The 15,897-nt window shown below is 43.6% G+C and carries 12 protein-coding genes; 7 read left to right on the top strand and 5 right to left on the bottom strand.

All coding sequences use genetic code 11. From position 1 onward, the window contains the following. Window positions 1-539: 539 nt before the first annotated feature. From ACP7AA_RS06365 to ACP7AA_RS06380, 4 genes are all read left to right on the top strand, one after another. Window positions 540-2,987: a YgiQ family radical SAM protein gene (locus ACP7AA_RS06365; protein WP_426222986.1), complete on the top strand. Its 2,448-nt coding sequence runs from the start codon at window positions 540-542 to the stop codon at window positions 2,985-2,987. A 462-nt stretch (window positions 2,988-3,449) separates the two neighbouring features. Then, entirely contained in the window at window positions 3,450-3,857 is a 408-nt protein-coding gene (locus ACP7AA_RS06370; protein WP_201562257.1) for a hypothetical protein, read from the top strand. Between the two features lie 250 nt (window positions 3,858-4,107). Next, window positions 4,108-4,662 (top strand): hypothetical protein, encoded by a 555-nt coding sequence (locus tag ACP7AA_RS06375; protein ID WP_426222987.1) that lies wholly within the window; start codon window positions 4,108-4,110, stop codon window positions 4,660-4,662. A gap of 62 nt (window positions 4,663-4,724) precedes the next feature. Beyond that, window positions 4,725-5,279: an REP-associated tyrosine transposase gene (locus ACP7AA_RS06380; RefSeq protein WP_426222988.1), complete on the top strand. Its 555-nt coding sequence runs from the start codon at window positions 4,725-4,727 to the stop codon at window positions 5,277-5,279. Window positions 5,280-5,361: 82 nt separating this feature from the next. Here ACP7AA_RS06380 and ACP7AA_RS06385 read toward each other — a convergent pair whose 3' ends face one another. Then, a complete protein-coding gene (locus ACP7AA_RS06385; RefSeq protein WP_426222989.1) occupies window positions 5,362-5,976 on the bottom strand; it encodes a hypothetical protein in 615 nt (204 codons plus the stop codon). Window positions 5,977-6,039: 63 nt separating this feature from the next. Between ACP7AA_RS06385 and ACP7AA_RS06390 the strand changes: the two genes are divergently transcribed. Beyond that, window positions 6,040-6,393 (top strand): IS630 transposase-related protein, encoded by a 354-nt coding sequence (locus tag ACP7AA_RS06390; RefSeq protein ID WP_426222990.1) that lies wholly within the window; start codon window positions 6,040-6,042, stop codon window positions 6,391-6,393. Beyond that, entirely contained in the window at window positions 6,320-6,886 is a 567-nt protein-coding gene (locus ACP7AA_RS06395; RefSeq protein WP_426222991.1) for an IS630 family transposase, read from the top strand. Before ACP7AA_RS06390 ends, ACP7AA_RS06395 begins: the two co-directional genes overlap by 74 nt. A gap of 79 nt (window positions 6,887-6,965) precedes the next feature. On the opposite strand, the gene ACP7AA_RS06400 is transcribed toward ACP7AA_RS06395, so the two are convergent. The 4 genes from ACP7AA_RS06400 to ACP7AA_RS06415 form a co-directional block, all read right to left on the bottom strand. Continuing rightward, window positions 6,966-7,472, bottom strand: coding sequence for an Imm21 family immunity protein (locus ACP7AA_RS06400; RefSeq protein ID WP_426222992.1), 507 nt, complete (start codon window positions 7,470-7,472; stop codon window positions 6,966-6,968). A 401-nt stretch (window positions 7,473-7,873) separates the two neighbouring features. Further along, a complete protein-coding gene (ligA, locus tag ACP7AA_RS06405) occupies window positions 7,874-9,973 on the bottom strand; it encodes an NAD-dependent DNA ligase LigA (protein WP_426222993.1) in 2,100 nt (699 codons plus the stop codon). Between the two features lie 255 nt (window positions 9,974-10,228). After that, a complete protein-coding gene (locus ACP7AA_RS06410) occupies window positions 10,229-11,245 on the bottom strand; it encodes a cell division protein ZipA C-terminal FtsZ-binding domain-containing protein (RefSeq protein ID WP_426222994.1) in 1,017 nt (338 codons plus the stop codon). A 202-nt stretch (window positions 11,246-11,447) separates the two neighbouring features. Next, on the bottom strand, window positions 11,448-15,416 hold the full coding sequence (locus ACP7AA_RS06415) for an AAA family ATPase (RefSeq protein ID WP_426222995.1): 3,969 nt from the start codon (window positions 15,414-15,416) through the stop codon (window positions 11,448-11,450). Between the two features lie 139 nt (window positions 15,417-15,555). Here ACP7AA_RS06415 and ACP7AA_RS06420 point away from each other — a divergent pair, with 139 nt between their 5' ends. Then, window positions 15,556-15,855, top strand: a complete 300-nt coding sequence (locus ACP7AA_RS06420; protein ID WP_281490409.1) for a DUF4298 domain-containing protein — start codon at window positions 15,556-15,558, stop codon at window positions 15,853-15,855. Window positions 15,856-15,897 lie beyond the last annotated feature (42 nt).

Raw genomic sequence — 15,897 nt, forward strand, 5'->3', positions numbered from 1 at the left:
ATACCATCAGCTATGCTAGAAAGTACCTGTTTGCGATAGTCTATTGAATAAGTCATCGTTTATTTCATTAAATGCAATTGTTAATAGGATTGTATCGGTTTTATTTGGATTAGACTATATATGACTGATGATTATATATTTACGCCTGAAAAGTCTCTATTTACTACTCATTAAGCCGTTATATGGTACACCTCACACGCCGATATATAGAAATTAATAAGCAGCGTTGTATAGACTGTGAGTAGTTCCATTTGCTTTTGTAATACTCACGATTTTTCATCGATTACGTGTATTCAGGCTCTAACTATTGGTGAGTGGAACCCATCTTATACCTACGCTAAAAAACCTCTTCTTTGATTCATATCATATCATTAGATTATTCCACACTATCAATAACTTATCATAAACCACCTAACTCATAATGAGTCGCATCATGAAAGCAATTCATGTTAAAATGAGCGCTTTTAAATGAGCCGTTGTTAATGAATAACAATAACGGCTATTTTTTAGTGCCACTTTTCTAATTAACAGGTCCGCTCATGTCTGCCGATACCATCGCCCGTACCGCCTTTAAACAAGGCACCAAACCACTTTACGACTACGACAAACATTGGGCGAGCTGCTATGAGCCTGCGCCTTATTTGCCAATGAGCCGCAAAGAGATGGACGATTTGGGCTGGGATGCCTGTGATGTCATCATCATCTCGGGCGATGCTTATGTCGACCATCCAAGTTTTGGCATGGCGATTATCGGCCGCTTATTAGAAGCGCAAGGCTTTCGTGTCGGCATCATTGCCCAGCCAGATTGGAAGAGCAAAGACGCCTTTATGGAGCTTGGTAAACCGGTTTACGCGTATGGTGTGACCGCCGGTAACATGGACAGCATGATTAACCGCTATACCGCTGACCGCAAAATCCGTAGTGATGATGCATATTCGCCGGGTAACGTGGCTGACAAACGTCCTGACCGCGCTGCTATCGTTTATAGCCAGCGTTGCCGTGAAGCTTATCCTGATGTGCCGATTATTTTAGGTGGTATCGAAGGCAGCTTACGCCGTATCGCCCATTATGACTATTGGTCAGATAAAGTCCGCCGCAGTATTTTGATCGACGCCCGTGCCGATGTCTTATTGTATGGTAACGCTGAGCGTGCCATCGTCGATGTGGTACATGGTCTCTCAAAAGGCTACACGTTTGAGCAAATGAGCAAACTGCGCGGTACGGCGTATTTATTGACCCCGACCCGTCGCCATTGGCAAGCAGGCATGACTGAAGTTGCCAGTAATGATGTCGATACCGTCGGTCGCGTCGATCCAATTATCAATCCATATGTGATGACCGAAGACGTTGATAGCTGCAAAATCGAACAAGAAAAGCCATCTGATTCACCCGTCGGACAAGCTATGACAGGCATATCCGCGCAGTATCAGGGCTTTGTTGCAGAACCTGTGACCAATAAAGTATTGAATGCTGAGCAAGTGGACGAAGAGACGCAAGTGGTACAAATGCGCGGCTTTAATAAACCGATGACGGCGCGTAAGCATAAAATTAAAATGCCGCCACGTGAGCAAACCGTTATTCGTCTGCCGGATTACGAGCACGTCAAATCTGACCCTGTTTTGTATGCGCATGCCAGCCGTATCTTACACCTTGAGACCAACCCCGGTAACGCGCGTGCGCTAGTGCAGCGTCATAGTAGCGGTGCCGGTAACTCACATACCTCAATTGACGTTTGGCTCAATCCGCCACCGATTCCGCTTTCAACCGAAGAGATGGATTACGTCTTTGATTTGCCGTATGCACGCCTACCGCATCCAAGCTATGGCGACGCGCGCATCCCTGCTTATGACATGATTAAATTTTCAGTCAATATCATGCGCGGCTGTTTTGGTGGTTGTACGTTCTGCTCAATTACCGAGCATGAAGGTCGTATTATTCAAAACCGCTCAGAAGAATCTATCTTGCGTGAAGTCGAAGCGATTCGTGATACTGCGCCGAACTTTACCGGTGTGATATCCGACCTTGGTGGTCCAACGGCCAATATGTATCGTCTCAACTGTAAAGATGAGACCATTGAGAAAAACTGCCGTAAGCCGTCTTGCGTCTATCCTGATGTTTGCGAAAACCTGATCACCGATCACAGTAATTTGACTCAGCTATACCGTAAAGCGCGTGATATCAAAGGCGTGAAAAAAATCCTTATCGCCTCAGGTTTGCGTTATGACTTGGCGATTAAAGACCCTGAATATGTCAAAGAATTGGTCAGTCATCATGTCGGTGGTTATCTAAAGATTGCCCCTGAGCACTCAGAAGAAAACGTTTTATCAAAAATGATGAAGCCGGGTATGGGCAATTATGATAAATTCAAAGCCATGTTTGAGCAGTACAGCCAAGAAGCAGGCAAAGAGCAGTATCTGATTCCTTACTTTATCGCCGCCCATCCCGGCACCAAAGATGAAGATATGATGAACCTTGCGCTGTGGCTAAAAAGTCACGGCTACCGCGCTGACCAAGTGCAGGCGTTTTATCCAAGCCCGATGGCGACCGCGACCACCATGTATCATACCCATAAAGACCCGCTGCATAAAATCAGCCGTGACGAAGGTGACATGGATATCGTCAAATCTGGCAAGCAACGTAAATTACATAAAGCTTTCTTACGCTATCATGATCCAAAAAACTGGGTACTATTGCGTAAAGCGCTGCAAGATATGGGACGCAGTGACTTGATTGGTAAAAACCGTGGCTGCTTAATCCCGCCATTTAATGCCAGTTTAGAAGGTCGCGATGCGGCGCAAGACAGCTATCAATCGGCGCGTAAAAAGAACAGCCGCTTGGGTAATGACTCAGTGAAACGCAGCAATAATAGTCCTAGCGCTGCAAAAAACACCTCAGGTAAAAACACTTCTGGTAAAAACAGCAAAAAAGTCAGCAAAGGGAACTTTCAAACGCAGCATACTGGTCTGCCACCGCGTAAGACCAAATAAATTAAATAGCTGTAAGTTAAATAGCTGTAAGTTAAATAGCTATTAGCGATTGCTGCTAAATAAGTTAGAAATTTTTAGTTAAGCTCAAACCAAAGCGCCTATCGGCTCAGCAGTCGATAGGCGCTTTTTTATATTCTTGATATTTTATATTTTTGATAAAAGTCGGCTGACTTCTTTGCCTATTTCCATAGCTATATATTTGCCGCTTCACTAATTTAAGCTTAGCTATTTTACAAAGGCTGTTAAGTGCAACGTTACATTAGTCAGTGTTTTAGTAACTTAGTGAACACGTAACAAACAATTTCTAACATTATGCGGAAAGCCTTTTCGATAACATATGCGCTATATGCTTAACGCATAGTGAAAAAATACATTGTTCAAAAAGCATAGTTTAAAAAAGTATAGGTAAAACGCCTAGTTAAAAATAAATATATTATAAATTATATAATTTTGGAGACAACCATGAACACCCTAACTAAATTCGCTGTTGCCCTACCTACTCTTGCTCTACTAAGCGCATGTGCGACTACCGCACCTACTACCCCAAATAAAACCCCTGCTTCAGAAAGCGTGACCGATGTCGCTTATGACCGTATGGCACCAGCACCTTATACCTGTACTGATGGCAGCAAAATCTTGGCAAAACAGTCAATCAATAAAAAACAAGTCATGCTAGACGCAACATTGCCTAAAGTGAACTGGGCAAATCAGCCAATCATCCTAAATGGTGGCGTCCAAGGTGATACCGCAAGCTATGTCAACGAATCAAACTCTGAAGTCGTCTATGCATGGCACATGAAAGGCGATAAAGGTATCTTTGCGATGAAATGGGCTGACGGTAAAGAATACCAAGTAAACTGCCAAATCTAAGCAGCTGATATAGATATTAAAACTAAAGCATAATAATTATTAAACAGTCATCAAACGGTGGCTGTTTTTTTATGGCTGTAAGCTTAAAAACATCCTTGCCAATACGTTATTTTTTATCCCAGTTGTCTTTCATTTGATAATAATAAGAAATAGCCTTTTGCTGCATTTAGCTAGAGAAGCACGCTGAAAGCTGTCAAAATAGCCCATCTATAAAAATAGCTTATGACTCATAAATAAAGAGGATAACTCAATGGTAAAGCGCTTATTAAGTATGATGATAATAGCTAGTGCAGGTATGTTGGCGCTAACGGGCTGCGATAATAGCGCTGACAACTCTAATGGTACTGATAGCGTTGATAGCTCTGATAAAACTTCTGTAACCGCAGCAACATCTGAGGCGGCGAAAGTTAATACTATCGATTGGTCATTGGTCGCAAGCGGCGAAAAAGCTGTTGACCCTGCCAATTATAAATATCCGTTTGCGCTCGATAGCCAAAATGTGCGCGATTATGCGGAGTATTTCGATGTGGATAATGCCACCGCGCAGCACAATCTGACGATAAGTATGGCAAGCAATGAAGCGCTGTCAAAGCTGCTTGATCAGCTTAGCGATAGCTATACCTCACATGAAATTATTGATAGTAAAGACATGAAACTTGTCATCCATACCACGCCTGATGTCGCTGCCAGTCGCTATGATTATGTACTGTCAGATGACTTTGCTAAAGGGTTGGTGTTACCTATTGAAATTAAGCCAGATGGTAAGAAAAGTGATGTGAAGGGGCATGGAGAGGTGCAAGAATAGTTTAATTTGTAGGGTGCGCCCAGCGCACCGATAAAATATCAAAATTCATACGGCAAATACAAATGTCACAATACATCCGCTCACACACGAAAGGCGCTACTTACTTTTTTACTTTGGTGTCATACAATCGAAGAAACATACTGTGCGAAGATGACTTCTTACAAGCATTTAAGAAAAGTATCAAACAGGTGCAACAACAATATCCTTTTGAAATTATTGCATGGGTGCAACTACCCGATCATCTACACTGTATTTGGAGAATGCCTACTAACGATGCTAATTACAGTATGCGTTGGTCGCAGATCAAACGCTTAACCACCCAAGCTTGTCCGCAATATCATTTACCAATAGATGATTTAAGCCGTTCAAAAGTTAAAAGAAACGAAAGAGGTATTTGGCAACGGCGATTTTATGAGCATCAGATAAAGGATGAAGTGGATTTTATAAGACATATGGATTATCTACATTTCAATCCTGTTAAACATGGATTGGTTGGTAAAGTGTCGGAGTGGCCATATTCAAGCTTTCATCGTTATGTGAAGCAAGGTGACTACTTAGTAGATTGGGGCAACAATGATCTTGAATTTTCATTCAGTTTTGTTGATAGGTTAGAGTGAGCTATATTTAATGGTGCGCTAGGCGCACCCTACACTAACTGCTGCGTGGGGCGAATTATAATCAGCTGTCTCGACTGTAGCCTTAATATTTTGGCTCTACCAATAATAAATCTTTCTCAGGATCGTCGAAACGTCCAAGAGTTAAAGTAGAAGATACCTTTTTCGCATATAAAAAATCTAGAATTTGTTCAGGCATTTGCATTGGTCTTTGACTTTCATATTTCCAACCCTCAGATATAAGTAAGCTCAAATCTTGTGTTATATCATGATTACTGTTTACAAGGTAATATCTGTCAGTAGATATTAAAGTGTCAATTAGATCACAATGACGCTGGAGATCAAATTTTAACCAAAAGAACCCATGTATTACATTTTTATCAAGAATATAATTCTCACCCTTATTTGGAATAGTATAATCACTGATAAGTAATTTTAATGCTTCTTCTTCCCATGTTTTATTCTTGAGTAGCCATACTTTGGATTTTCTATTTACTATTTCTGAACGTGAAAATAATAAGTAACTCTGTAATAAATCAGGAGATGCACTTAGGAAGTTTATAAGATATTGCCACAAATGCTTTCTACTATTTCTATGTAACTGATTCGCAAATAAAGTTCCTTTAAAACTTTTTTCTTCATTACAATCAAGGATGAAGTAGTGATTAGATAAACAAATATTGTTTATATGAATAGGCATATAGTCAGTCTTTTATAAATAAGATACAATTGTTTTAAAACAAGCGAAATGGTATAAGAATATATGACCTATTCAGCAGACTTCCGAGCTCAAGTGATCAAAAGTGTTAAAAGTAAAGACATGAGTATTCGTGAAGCGTGTACTTTCTACAATATTAGTAAAACCGCATTACAGCTCTGGCTGAAAAACCCAAGTATCAAACAAACTCGGAATAAACCACCCAGTAAAATACCTAATGACGTGCTATTAAAAGATGTTGAACAGTATCCAGACGATTATATGTATGAGAGAGCACAGCGTTTAAATTGTAGCAAATCAGGCATTGAGATTGCCTTAAAGCGCCTTGGTATCAGTCAAAAAAAAGACCTTAGAACATCCAAAAGCATGTCCAATCAAAAGAGCGGAATATCAGAGTAAGCTTGATCGTTTTATGAAGCAATGCTATCCCATCGTTTTCATGGATGAAAGCGGCTTTGAGGCTGAAACCATTCGCCCTTACGGCTATGCGCCCATTGGAACGCCTTGCATTGGTAGCTACAACTGGCAATCAAAAAAGCGTACTAATGTTATCGGGGCTTTGTATGAAAAGATGCTGTTTGCGCTTGATTACTTTGAGCAGAATATTAATGGTGACATATTCTACCACTGGTGCAAACACACACTCATTCCAAGCCTTAAAACCAAATGCGTAATTGTTATGGATAATGCTCAATTTCATAAAAACAAACGCATTCAAAAATTACTGAACAGACATGGCCATCGTATTCTATGGCTGCCACCCTACAGTCCTGATCTTAATCCCATAGAGAAAAAATGGGCACAGGCAAAATTTCTACGCCAAGGGTGGATGGAGAATGATCTACCTAAACTGTTTCGTGATATGGGATGTATCTCTTTTATTCTGGATTAACTATAACTTTCATTCCAGTATTAATACTATATTTCTTTTTTTGGGTTAGCTTTATCTGGTGCGCTGGATGCACCCTATTTTACTTACAACTGAATCGATGACATATCATTAAAGTTTCTTCATCAGGTTCATACTTATACGTGGTGACTATCACGTTAGGTTTGTTTAGCTTTATTTTGAAAGTATTAATATCGCTACTACCGGTAATTGATGCATTATGAACCACTATATCATTACTTTGAAATAATACTTCGACCGATGGTTGTATTTGATTTTCTAGCTGATTGCTAAGTGCTATATTTTGAATATGCTCTTCAACATAAAAGTCTACACTTGCATAAGACCATCTTATTAAATAGTGTTCATTTTCACATTCTTTAATGATCATTTGCATAGGTTCATCACCTAAAATCAATATTGGGCGATTATTGACTGATATTTTATCGATGTATTCAGTAATTTCAGAGGATTTATCATAATCTGAATCCGCTTCATCAAATTGTGACCCCTCCGTACCTAACCATTTGTTCAGATACTTTTGATCTTCAATAACAAAAATCTCTCCTATTGGTTGTAACCAAGTCATTTTTTCTCCTTACTTGATGTTTAAGTAGTTGTAGGGTGCGCCCAGCGCATCAATGCATGAATATGAAAAAGTGGATTAAATGCAATTATCTACGTAAATTATTTAACGTTCGATTACTCATCATACAATACTTTAAACTCGGAAATCCGTTTCTTAACGGTGCGCTGGGCGCACCCTACCCAAAAATGTGCAAAATGCTAATTCTTGCGCGAATGAGTAAAGCAACCGTAATTCTCTGCTAAAGCTTAAGACGAAAACTGTACGCGAGGGACGAGCGCCGAGTGAACCATTAAAGAAAGACGGCTCATGACCCGCATATTTGCCCACTATTAAAGCAAGCGATGCTGAGGCCATGCTTTTCCGTTTCTGTCTTTTTCCTCTTTTAATGGCAAGGACTTGCCCTACTCCCTAACCAACGCCAAAAACTCTTCTTCACCCACTACTTTCACACCCAATTTTTCAGCTTTAGCCATCTTCGAGCCAGCTTTATCACCTGCCAGCAGCGCAGTGGTTTTTGCTGAGATACTACCTGAGACTTTGGCACCGAGCGCTTGCAGTTTGGCTTTGGCTTCATCACGCGCCATGCTATCAAGCGCGCCCGTAATGACCCACGTTTGCCCATCGAGCGGCAATCCCTCTGACACCACTTGCTCAACCTTATCCCAGTGCACGCCCGCTTCACGTAATGCGGTGATGACTTCGATATTATGCGGCGCGCGGAAGAATTTATAAGCAAGCTCAGCGGTGATTGCGCCAACGTCAGGCGTTTGTAGGAGCTTGTCGATATCTGCTGCCATTAGGCTATCAAGGTCGCCAAATTGCTGCGCCAAATTCTGTGCTGTTGTCTCACCGACACCGCGAATACCGAGCGCATAGATAAAGCGTGCCAGCGTCGTCTGCTTACTCGCTTCAATGGCGCTGAGGATATTTTGTACCGATTTCTCCCCTAGTTTTTCAAGCGTAATCAGCTCGTCTTGATGCTTGTGCAACTGATAGATATCGGCGACGGTCTTGACCAAGCCGTGCTCAAAAAAGCTAATCAGCCAACTTGCGCCTAAGCCATCGATATCCATCGCTCGACGTGAAACAAAATGAATAAGCGCTTCTTGCTGCTGCGCAGGACAGAATAAACCACCAGTACAACGTGCCAACGCTTCACCTTCAGGCAATACCACAGGGGAGTCGCATACAGGGCAAGTCGATGGCAATTTAACAGGTTCTGAATCTTCTGGACGCTGATCTGTCCAAACGCGGGTGACTTTGGGGATGACATCGCCTGCACGGTGGACGCTGACCATATCGCCTGCGCGCACATCCAAGCGCTGAATTTCACCAAAGTTATGCAAGGTAACATTGCTGACGGTAACGCCGCCGACTTTGACTGGCTCTAACTTACCAACTGGGGTGATTTGTCCGGTGCGTCCGACTTGCCATTCGATATCGTTTAGACGCGTCATCACCGTTTCGGCAGGAAATTTATAAGCGGTTGCCCAGCGCGGCTCACGCGATAAAAAGCCAAGCTGTTGCTGCAATGCCAAGTTATTAACCTTGATGACCATGCCATCAATTTCAAACGGCAGCTTACTACGCGTTTCAATCATCGACTCATAATAGGCTTGTGCTTCGCGTGGGTTTTTTACCACTCTCACCGCGCTGACGCTAAAACCAATGTCACCAAGCCAAGCCAATGCCGCTGATTGGGTATCGATAGTCTCAGGTAGACCTTGATTGACTGAATAGCAGTAAAATGCCAGCGGACGGCTGGCAGCAATGGCGGGGTCAAGTTGACGTAAGCTACCAGCGGCGGCATTACGAGGATTGGCAAAGGTTTTATCGCCTTTTTCTTCCGCTAAGCGGTTCAGGCGCTCAAAGCCTGCTTTTGGCATCAGCACTTCACCGCGTACCTCCAGTAATGGAATATCGCTTGCAGCAGTAAGCCAAAGCGGCAGATTGCGAATGGTCTTGGCATTTTGGGTGATATCCTCGCCCGTTTGCCCATCACCGCGCGTCACTGCTTGGATAAATTTGCCATAAGCGTATTTGAGTGACACCGCCAAGCCATCAAGCTTTAGCTCCATCTCATACTCAGGATTTTTCTGCGCGTCATTAAGACGATCATTGACGCGGCGCATAAAGGTGTGCAGTTCGTCATAATCAAAGACGTTGCCCAGTGACAACATCGGAATATCATGGGTAACTTGGGTAAAGGCTGACAGTGGCATATCGCCCACCTGATTGATCGGACTGTCAGGCTGTACCAAATCTGGATATTGTTCTTCAAGCTCAAGCAAAGAGCGGCGTAATTGATCGTATTCGCTGTCTTCTAAAATCGGATTATCGAGCACATAATAAGCATAATTATGCGTCTTTAAATTATCAATAAGCGTGCGCATTTGGGTGACGATAGCAGCATCATTGCCTGCAGATTGTGCAGTGTTACTGTCTTTATTCATCTCTTTATTCATGTATTTAGAGGTAAGCGGTGCGATAGGATCAGTCATAGTCGGCGTCTTTTTTTTGCGATTCAAGATGCCGATATGATAACAAGTTTGCAGGATATGCGGATATGATTTTGTAGAAAACTAATTCTGTAGAAAACCGATTCTGTTGAAAACCAAGTTTATAGAAAATCAGGCGAATGAAACGCTCATAAACCGAAAACTAAAAAAGGCAAATAACGTCAAGCGCTATTTGCCTTTTATACTGCTACTGATATTATCAGACCGTATTAATTAGCTTATATTAATCAGTTAAAACTAGCCTTCATAATCGCGAACTTGGTTACGCAACTGCTGCTTGTATTCAGGGGTGATTGGTTCGTTCTCTTCATCGAGCATAACGGCATCCAAATCACTTGCCATCATATAGGCGATGCTCATCATACTATCGAAACTACGCAGCGCTTGTGGGTGCGGCAAGGATAAAAATACCACCACGCCATTGTAAGTATTGGTCGCCACGCTATGCGGGTCAAAAGGCGCGATACCACTATCAGTGATACCCATCATACTAAACCACAGCATGCCAGTGCCGTCTTTTTGCTCATAGCGATGGAACATATTCATCGCGCCATAGCGTAGACCGTATTTATCAATTAACGCTAATAAATCACGACCACGGATAATCGCAGCGGGGCGGTCACGGTATTGATGCGGCAAAATGGTAATATTAATGTTGTCTTTGGCGTTGATTAACGGACCGTTTTGCGCTTCATCAACCGGCTCTGAGAGATGCTGATCGAGTATCGGACTATTATTATCAAAGCTTGGCTCGTCTGCGGTATCAATTACTGGCATCAGGCTATCGGTTGCAGAGACCAAGCTTGAAAACGCATCTGGCTCTTGTTCGATATTCATCTGCTCAGCAGTAGACACAAACTCGCTATCATCGGCATGCTGCTGCTCATCTTGCCAGCGCGCATAGTCGGCGTCATCTACCACATCATTATTAGCGTCATTTATCTCGCCATGACCAGCGGTCAGCTGCGCATCGACATGGGTCTGCGTCTGGGTCAAAGGTTCTTCTTCAACGACTGCATCCAAATAACTGCGATCAGGGCCGATGCTGGTTTCACCTGCAACGGTGTCGTCTAAGTCTGGCTGATCAACGATATTGCGCTCGTGGCGCGGTATGATAGGAATGCCGTTTTTATCATAATTGACCGCGGCAGCCTCAGCAGTTTTGCGACGCTTAAAGCTGCGAATGACCATAAATAGCCCTGCAAGCACGATAAATGCGGCAATGGCGATTAATATAAACTGGATAGCGGTCATGAGAAATACATCCTAATATATGACAAAAGGGAAGATATAAGAGTGAATAAATGGCAATAGTCTAGCATGGCTGATTAATATCGTCACCATATAGTCATCGTTTATCATTAGCCCGAAATATTTGCGTGACTTTATATTCTAGCCCTAACTATACCACTAGCAATGGCTACCAGTTATCAATTATTTTATTACTGGGCTGCTCTTAATCAGAAAGGTAACGCGCGGCTTCATCGAGCGAGACGCTGACCAAGGTAGAAATACCTGCGCTTGGCATGGTAACACCTTTTAGCTCATCGGCAATCTGCATCGTCAGCTTATTATGACTGATAAAAATAAACTGCAAGTCGTCTGCCAACTCATGAATCAAGCTGGTAAAGCGAGCAACGTTGGCATCATCAAGCGGCGCATCGACTTCATCAAGCACACAAAACGGTGCTGGATGCTGCTTAAATATCGCAAAAATTAAGCTTAGCGCGGTCAAGGTTTTCTCACCACCGGAAAGTACGGCAAGGCGACTATTGCGTTTGCCCTTTGGTTGCGCCATTAAAGTCAGCCCTGCCCGCCACTGCTCTGACTTTGGCGCATTAGCAGGCATATCGTCAGTATTGAGGGTTAAGCTTGCTTGCCCGCCACCAAAGACTTTGGCAAATAAATTGGCAAGCTCGGTATTGACCGCCTCAAGCGTCTGCATAAATAGCGTCTTGGTGGTTTCATCAATCGAGGCAATCGCCTCCGTTAACGTCTCCATACTAGCAGCAATGTCCGCTGTCTGCTGCGCGAGTGGCTCTAAGCGCTCATTAACTTCCGCCAATTCTGCTACTGCAGCGAGATTGACCGCGCCAATTTTACTGAGCTGCTGCTCAAGCTTTGCGCGCTCAGAATTTAATTCTGCGATTTTATCTGGACGTACGCGGCGATCATGGGCAATAAAATCCGCCAATAAGTTTGAGACGCTCATCACTTGTTGCTGATGCTGGGGCTGGGGCTGCTGCGCTGTATCCGATTGCACTTTATAGTTATGACTGACTTTATAGTAAGCATCTAGCGCTTCTTGCGTATGAGCACTGGCATCGTCTAAACGCGCCGCACTTAAGGCCAGCTCAGTGGCGAGGCGGGCAAGCTCACTTTGCTGCGTTTGCAAGGCGTTTTGCAGTGTATCTAATTCAGTCTGCTGCTGACTATATTCCCCTTTAAGCGCCGTTAATGCTGTCTCGCGTGTCGTTAATACTACTTGCTGCTCATCACGTGCTTTCTGTGCTGTTTGCAATGCTGCTTGTAGTGCGGGCAGTTTACTTTGCTGCTGCTCATGACGCGCTTTTAGACTTTGCTCGCTTTGTAGCGATTTATCATGTTGCGCAGTTGCCCGTGCAAGACTACTCACACTATGTTCTAGACGCATCTCACTTTGTTGAATACGAAGTTGCAATGCTTGCCAAGCGTCATCATCCTTTTGACGCGCACGATTTAGCTCACTACGCTCGGATTGTAATTGCTGACTTAATGCACGAGCGTCGTCTATTTGCGGCGTCAGCGCTGCTATCTCGCTTTGGATCTGCTGCTGCTCATGATGAAGCGTTTTTTGCTCTTGCTCTAATTCTTGTTGCTCTTGCTCAAGGGCAACTTTATCAGCATTTAGACGCTGGCTGTCCGCTTGTAGACGTTCAACGTTGGCGCGCTCGGTGGTAAGCTGCTGCTGGTATTGATGCTTATCGCGGGTTAATTGTTCAGCTTGCGCACGCGTTTCTTCTAAGCTGACCGTTAACGCATCATAGTTGCGCTGGTTATTAGAAATCGCCTTTTGCTGATTTTGGATTTTGACCTCAAACTCATCAAGCAAACCTTCTAACGCTTGCAAACGGCTGCGCTGCTGTAAACGCTGGCTTAAGAATTGGCTATTGCTATCGTTTTGACCATTTTGCGCGCCAGCAAACTTGCTTAGATTAATCGTACCCTGACGACTGATAAGCCAACCGTCCGAGGTTAGTAAAATGGCTGATGGCGGCAATGCCTTTAAAATCTCAGCAAGCGTATCAAGAGTCTGCTGATTATTAATTTCAGATTGCGCGATATATAAATAACATTGCTGCCAAAGCGCTAAGTTAGGGGCAGTAATCAGCTCTGATAAAGGCAGTATTTTATCAATTAAAGTATCTGGCAGTTCGCTAATAAATAAATGGTCTTTAATCTCGCTTTGCTTAGCAGATAGCCACAAGCTATGACCAGTTTCTACTAGAGGCTTATCTTTCGTACTACTATGCGCATTTTGCGCAGTCTGATAAGTAAACAAATCCGTTAAGTCATGCTCAAGCGCTTGCCATAAGCTATTTGCTTTTTGAGAGTCATCATTAATCTTTTCACTGCTTGTTTGGTTAGAAACCAACACATGACTATCCAACCATAATGCCAATACGCTATCGAGTAACTCGGCATGCTGTTGCCCTTTTGCGCTTAGCTCAATCTGCTCACGCAAGGTGGTAATAGTTAAGTCTTTATAATTATTTACTGAATTACTTTCTAAATCAGTTTTTGCATCAGCAGTTTTTACGTTAGCAGACTGTTGCGATTTTGGGATGGGTTTAGGATGCAATATTTGATGCAGAGTATCGTATTCCCCTGCCAAGACCGCATGACGTTTTTCATCCTCGCTTAATTCGCGCTGCTGCTTGTTTAAGCTCCGCTGCAACTCATGGGCTTGCGGTTGTAACTCTGACAGACGTTCATCCACGCTATCTTGCTGGCGCTCAATCTGCTGCAACTGTTTATTGAGATCAGCAACTTGCGTCTCTAATGTGCGCTGTAAATTATTCGCATCAGCCTGCTCTTGCCCATCACTATCAGCCCTTTCAGTATTGGCAGCTGGTGATAGAGACTGTTGTAATTGCTGCCATAAATCCTGCCAATTTTGCTGGCGACGCTGCCATTTATCATGGTTTTGCTGCTGGCGTTTTTGCGCTTGGCTATTAATGGCTTGCTGCTGCTCAAGCGTACGCGCATTATCTTGCAGGCGTGACAGCTTATTTTGCGCATCATGGTAGGCGCGCTGCAACGGTTGCTCGTTGCGTTTATGCGAATCGCGTTTATTGGTTAGCTCACTAAGCTGTGGGCGCAAGCCTTCTAGCACATTATGCTGCTCAACCTGCTCGGTTTTTAAGCGCCCAATTTCATCGACTGCTTGCTGACGCTGCTGCTCCAAGCTGGTAAGTTGCTGTGCGATAACGTTTAATTGTGATTTGGCATCGCTAAGCTTATGCTCAGCTTGTTGATAGCTTAGCTGCTGCTGATAATGGCTGCTTTGCGCATCGTCTTTTAGCCACTGCTCTTGATTGATATGGGCAGCAAGCTTATCTTGCTTAGCTTTTAGAGTCTCATAGCTGGCTTGTAGTGTGGCAACCTCATTAGCGCTACATTCATGGGCGATTTTTTGCTGCTGCTGGTTATGCTTTGCTTGATATAACTGCTGAATGGCAAGTTGTTGTTTAATATCAGCAAGCGCTAACGCTAACTCTTCGTAACGCTCAGCACTGGCGGCTTGCTTAGATAAGCGCTTTTGTTGGCTCACCAGCTCGCTTTGCATATCGTGCAGACGTGCCAAATTGTCTTTAGTTTTTTCTAACTTCTTTTGCGTCTCTTCACGGCGCGCTTGATAGCGCGAAACCCCTGCCGCCTCTTCGATGAATTCACGTAGCTGCAGTGGGCTAGATTCCACAATACGCCCAATCATACCCTGCTCGATGACTGCATAACTGCGCGCGCCAAGCCCCGTGCCCAAGAATACGTCGACCACATCACGGCGACGACAGCGCGTACCATTGATGAAATAGTCCGAGCGCCCCTCCAAATTCACCTGACGACGGACGGACAGCTCTTGATAGAGATTAAACTCATGGCGAATACCAGTCTGCTCATCTTGCGTATGCTCAAAGGTCAGCTCAACGCTGGCGACACTTTTGGCCGCTTTATCCTGCGTACCAGCAAAGATAACGTCACTCATCGCCCCGCCGCGTAGCTGCTTGGCGGAAGTTTCGCCCAGCACCCAGCGAATGGCATCGATGACGTTGGATTTGCCGCAGCCATTTGGCCCGACGATGGCGGTGATGCCATGACGGAAGGTAAAAGTCGTTGGATTGGCAAAGGATTTAAAGCCTGCCAGCTTTAGAGATTTTAGACGCATGAAGGATCAATAAACTTAGCAAAAACAGGCGGCTATTCTACCTCAAATTGTGCTAAATTTTTAGGGTTTGTGACAGATGCTATAATATGGCTTAAAATCAATATCATTAATCTAAACACTAAAAATTAAGAGAATTAAAATGACTAACTATAATCCGCAAGAACTACAACAAAAATATGAAGAATGGTGTGAGCTACATCGTAAACAACTTGAGGCGCAGCAGCAGTTTTTGCAAGCTGAAACCTTGCTAAACGAGCTGAAAGATTACTATCTAAATCCGCAATGGATGGCGGATCGTGAAGCGGATCTGCCAATTGAGCACTCAGGTAAAGAGCACTCCATCTTTAGCGAAGATGCGCTATGGAATATGCTCACTGACCGTGACGAGCTGGCACGACAGTGGATGCGTTTAGGGCTAGATGCGATTGATAAGAAATAAGCAGCTATTTCATCTAAAGTCGTGGTGAGCTTTAGAATTAGA

The organism is Psychrobacter sp. DWR1-2-3 (assembly GCF_049896465.1).
GTDB classification, from domain to species: domain Bacteria; phylum Pseudomonadota; class Gammaproteobacteria; order Pseudomonadales; family Moraxellaceae; genus Psychrobacter; species Psychrobacter maritimus.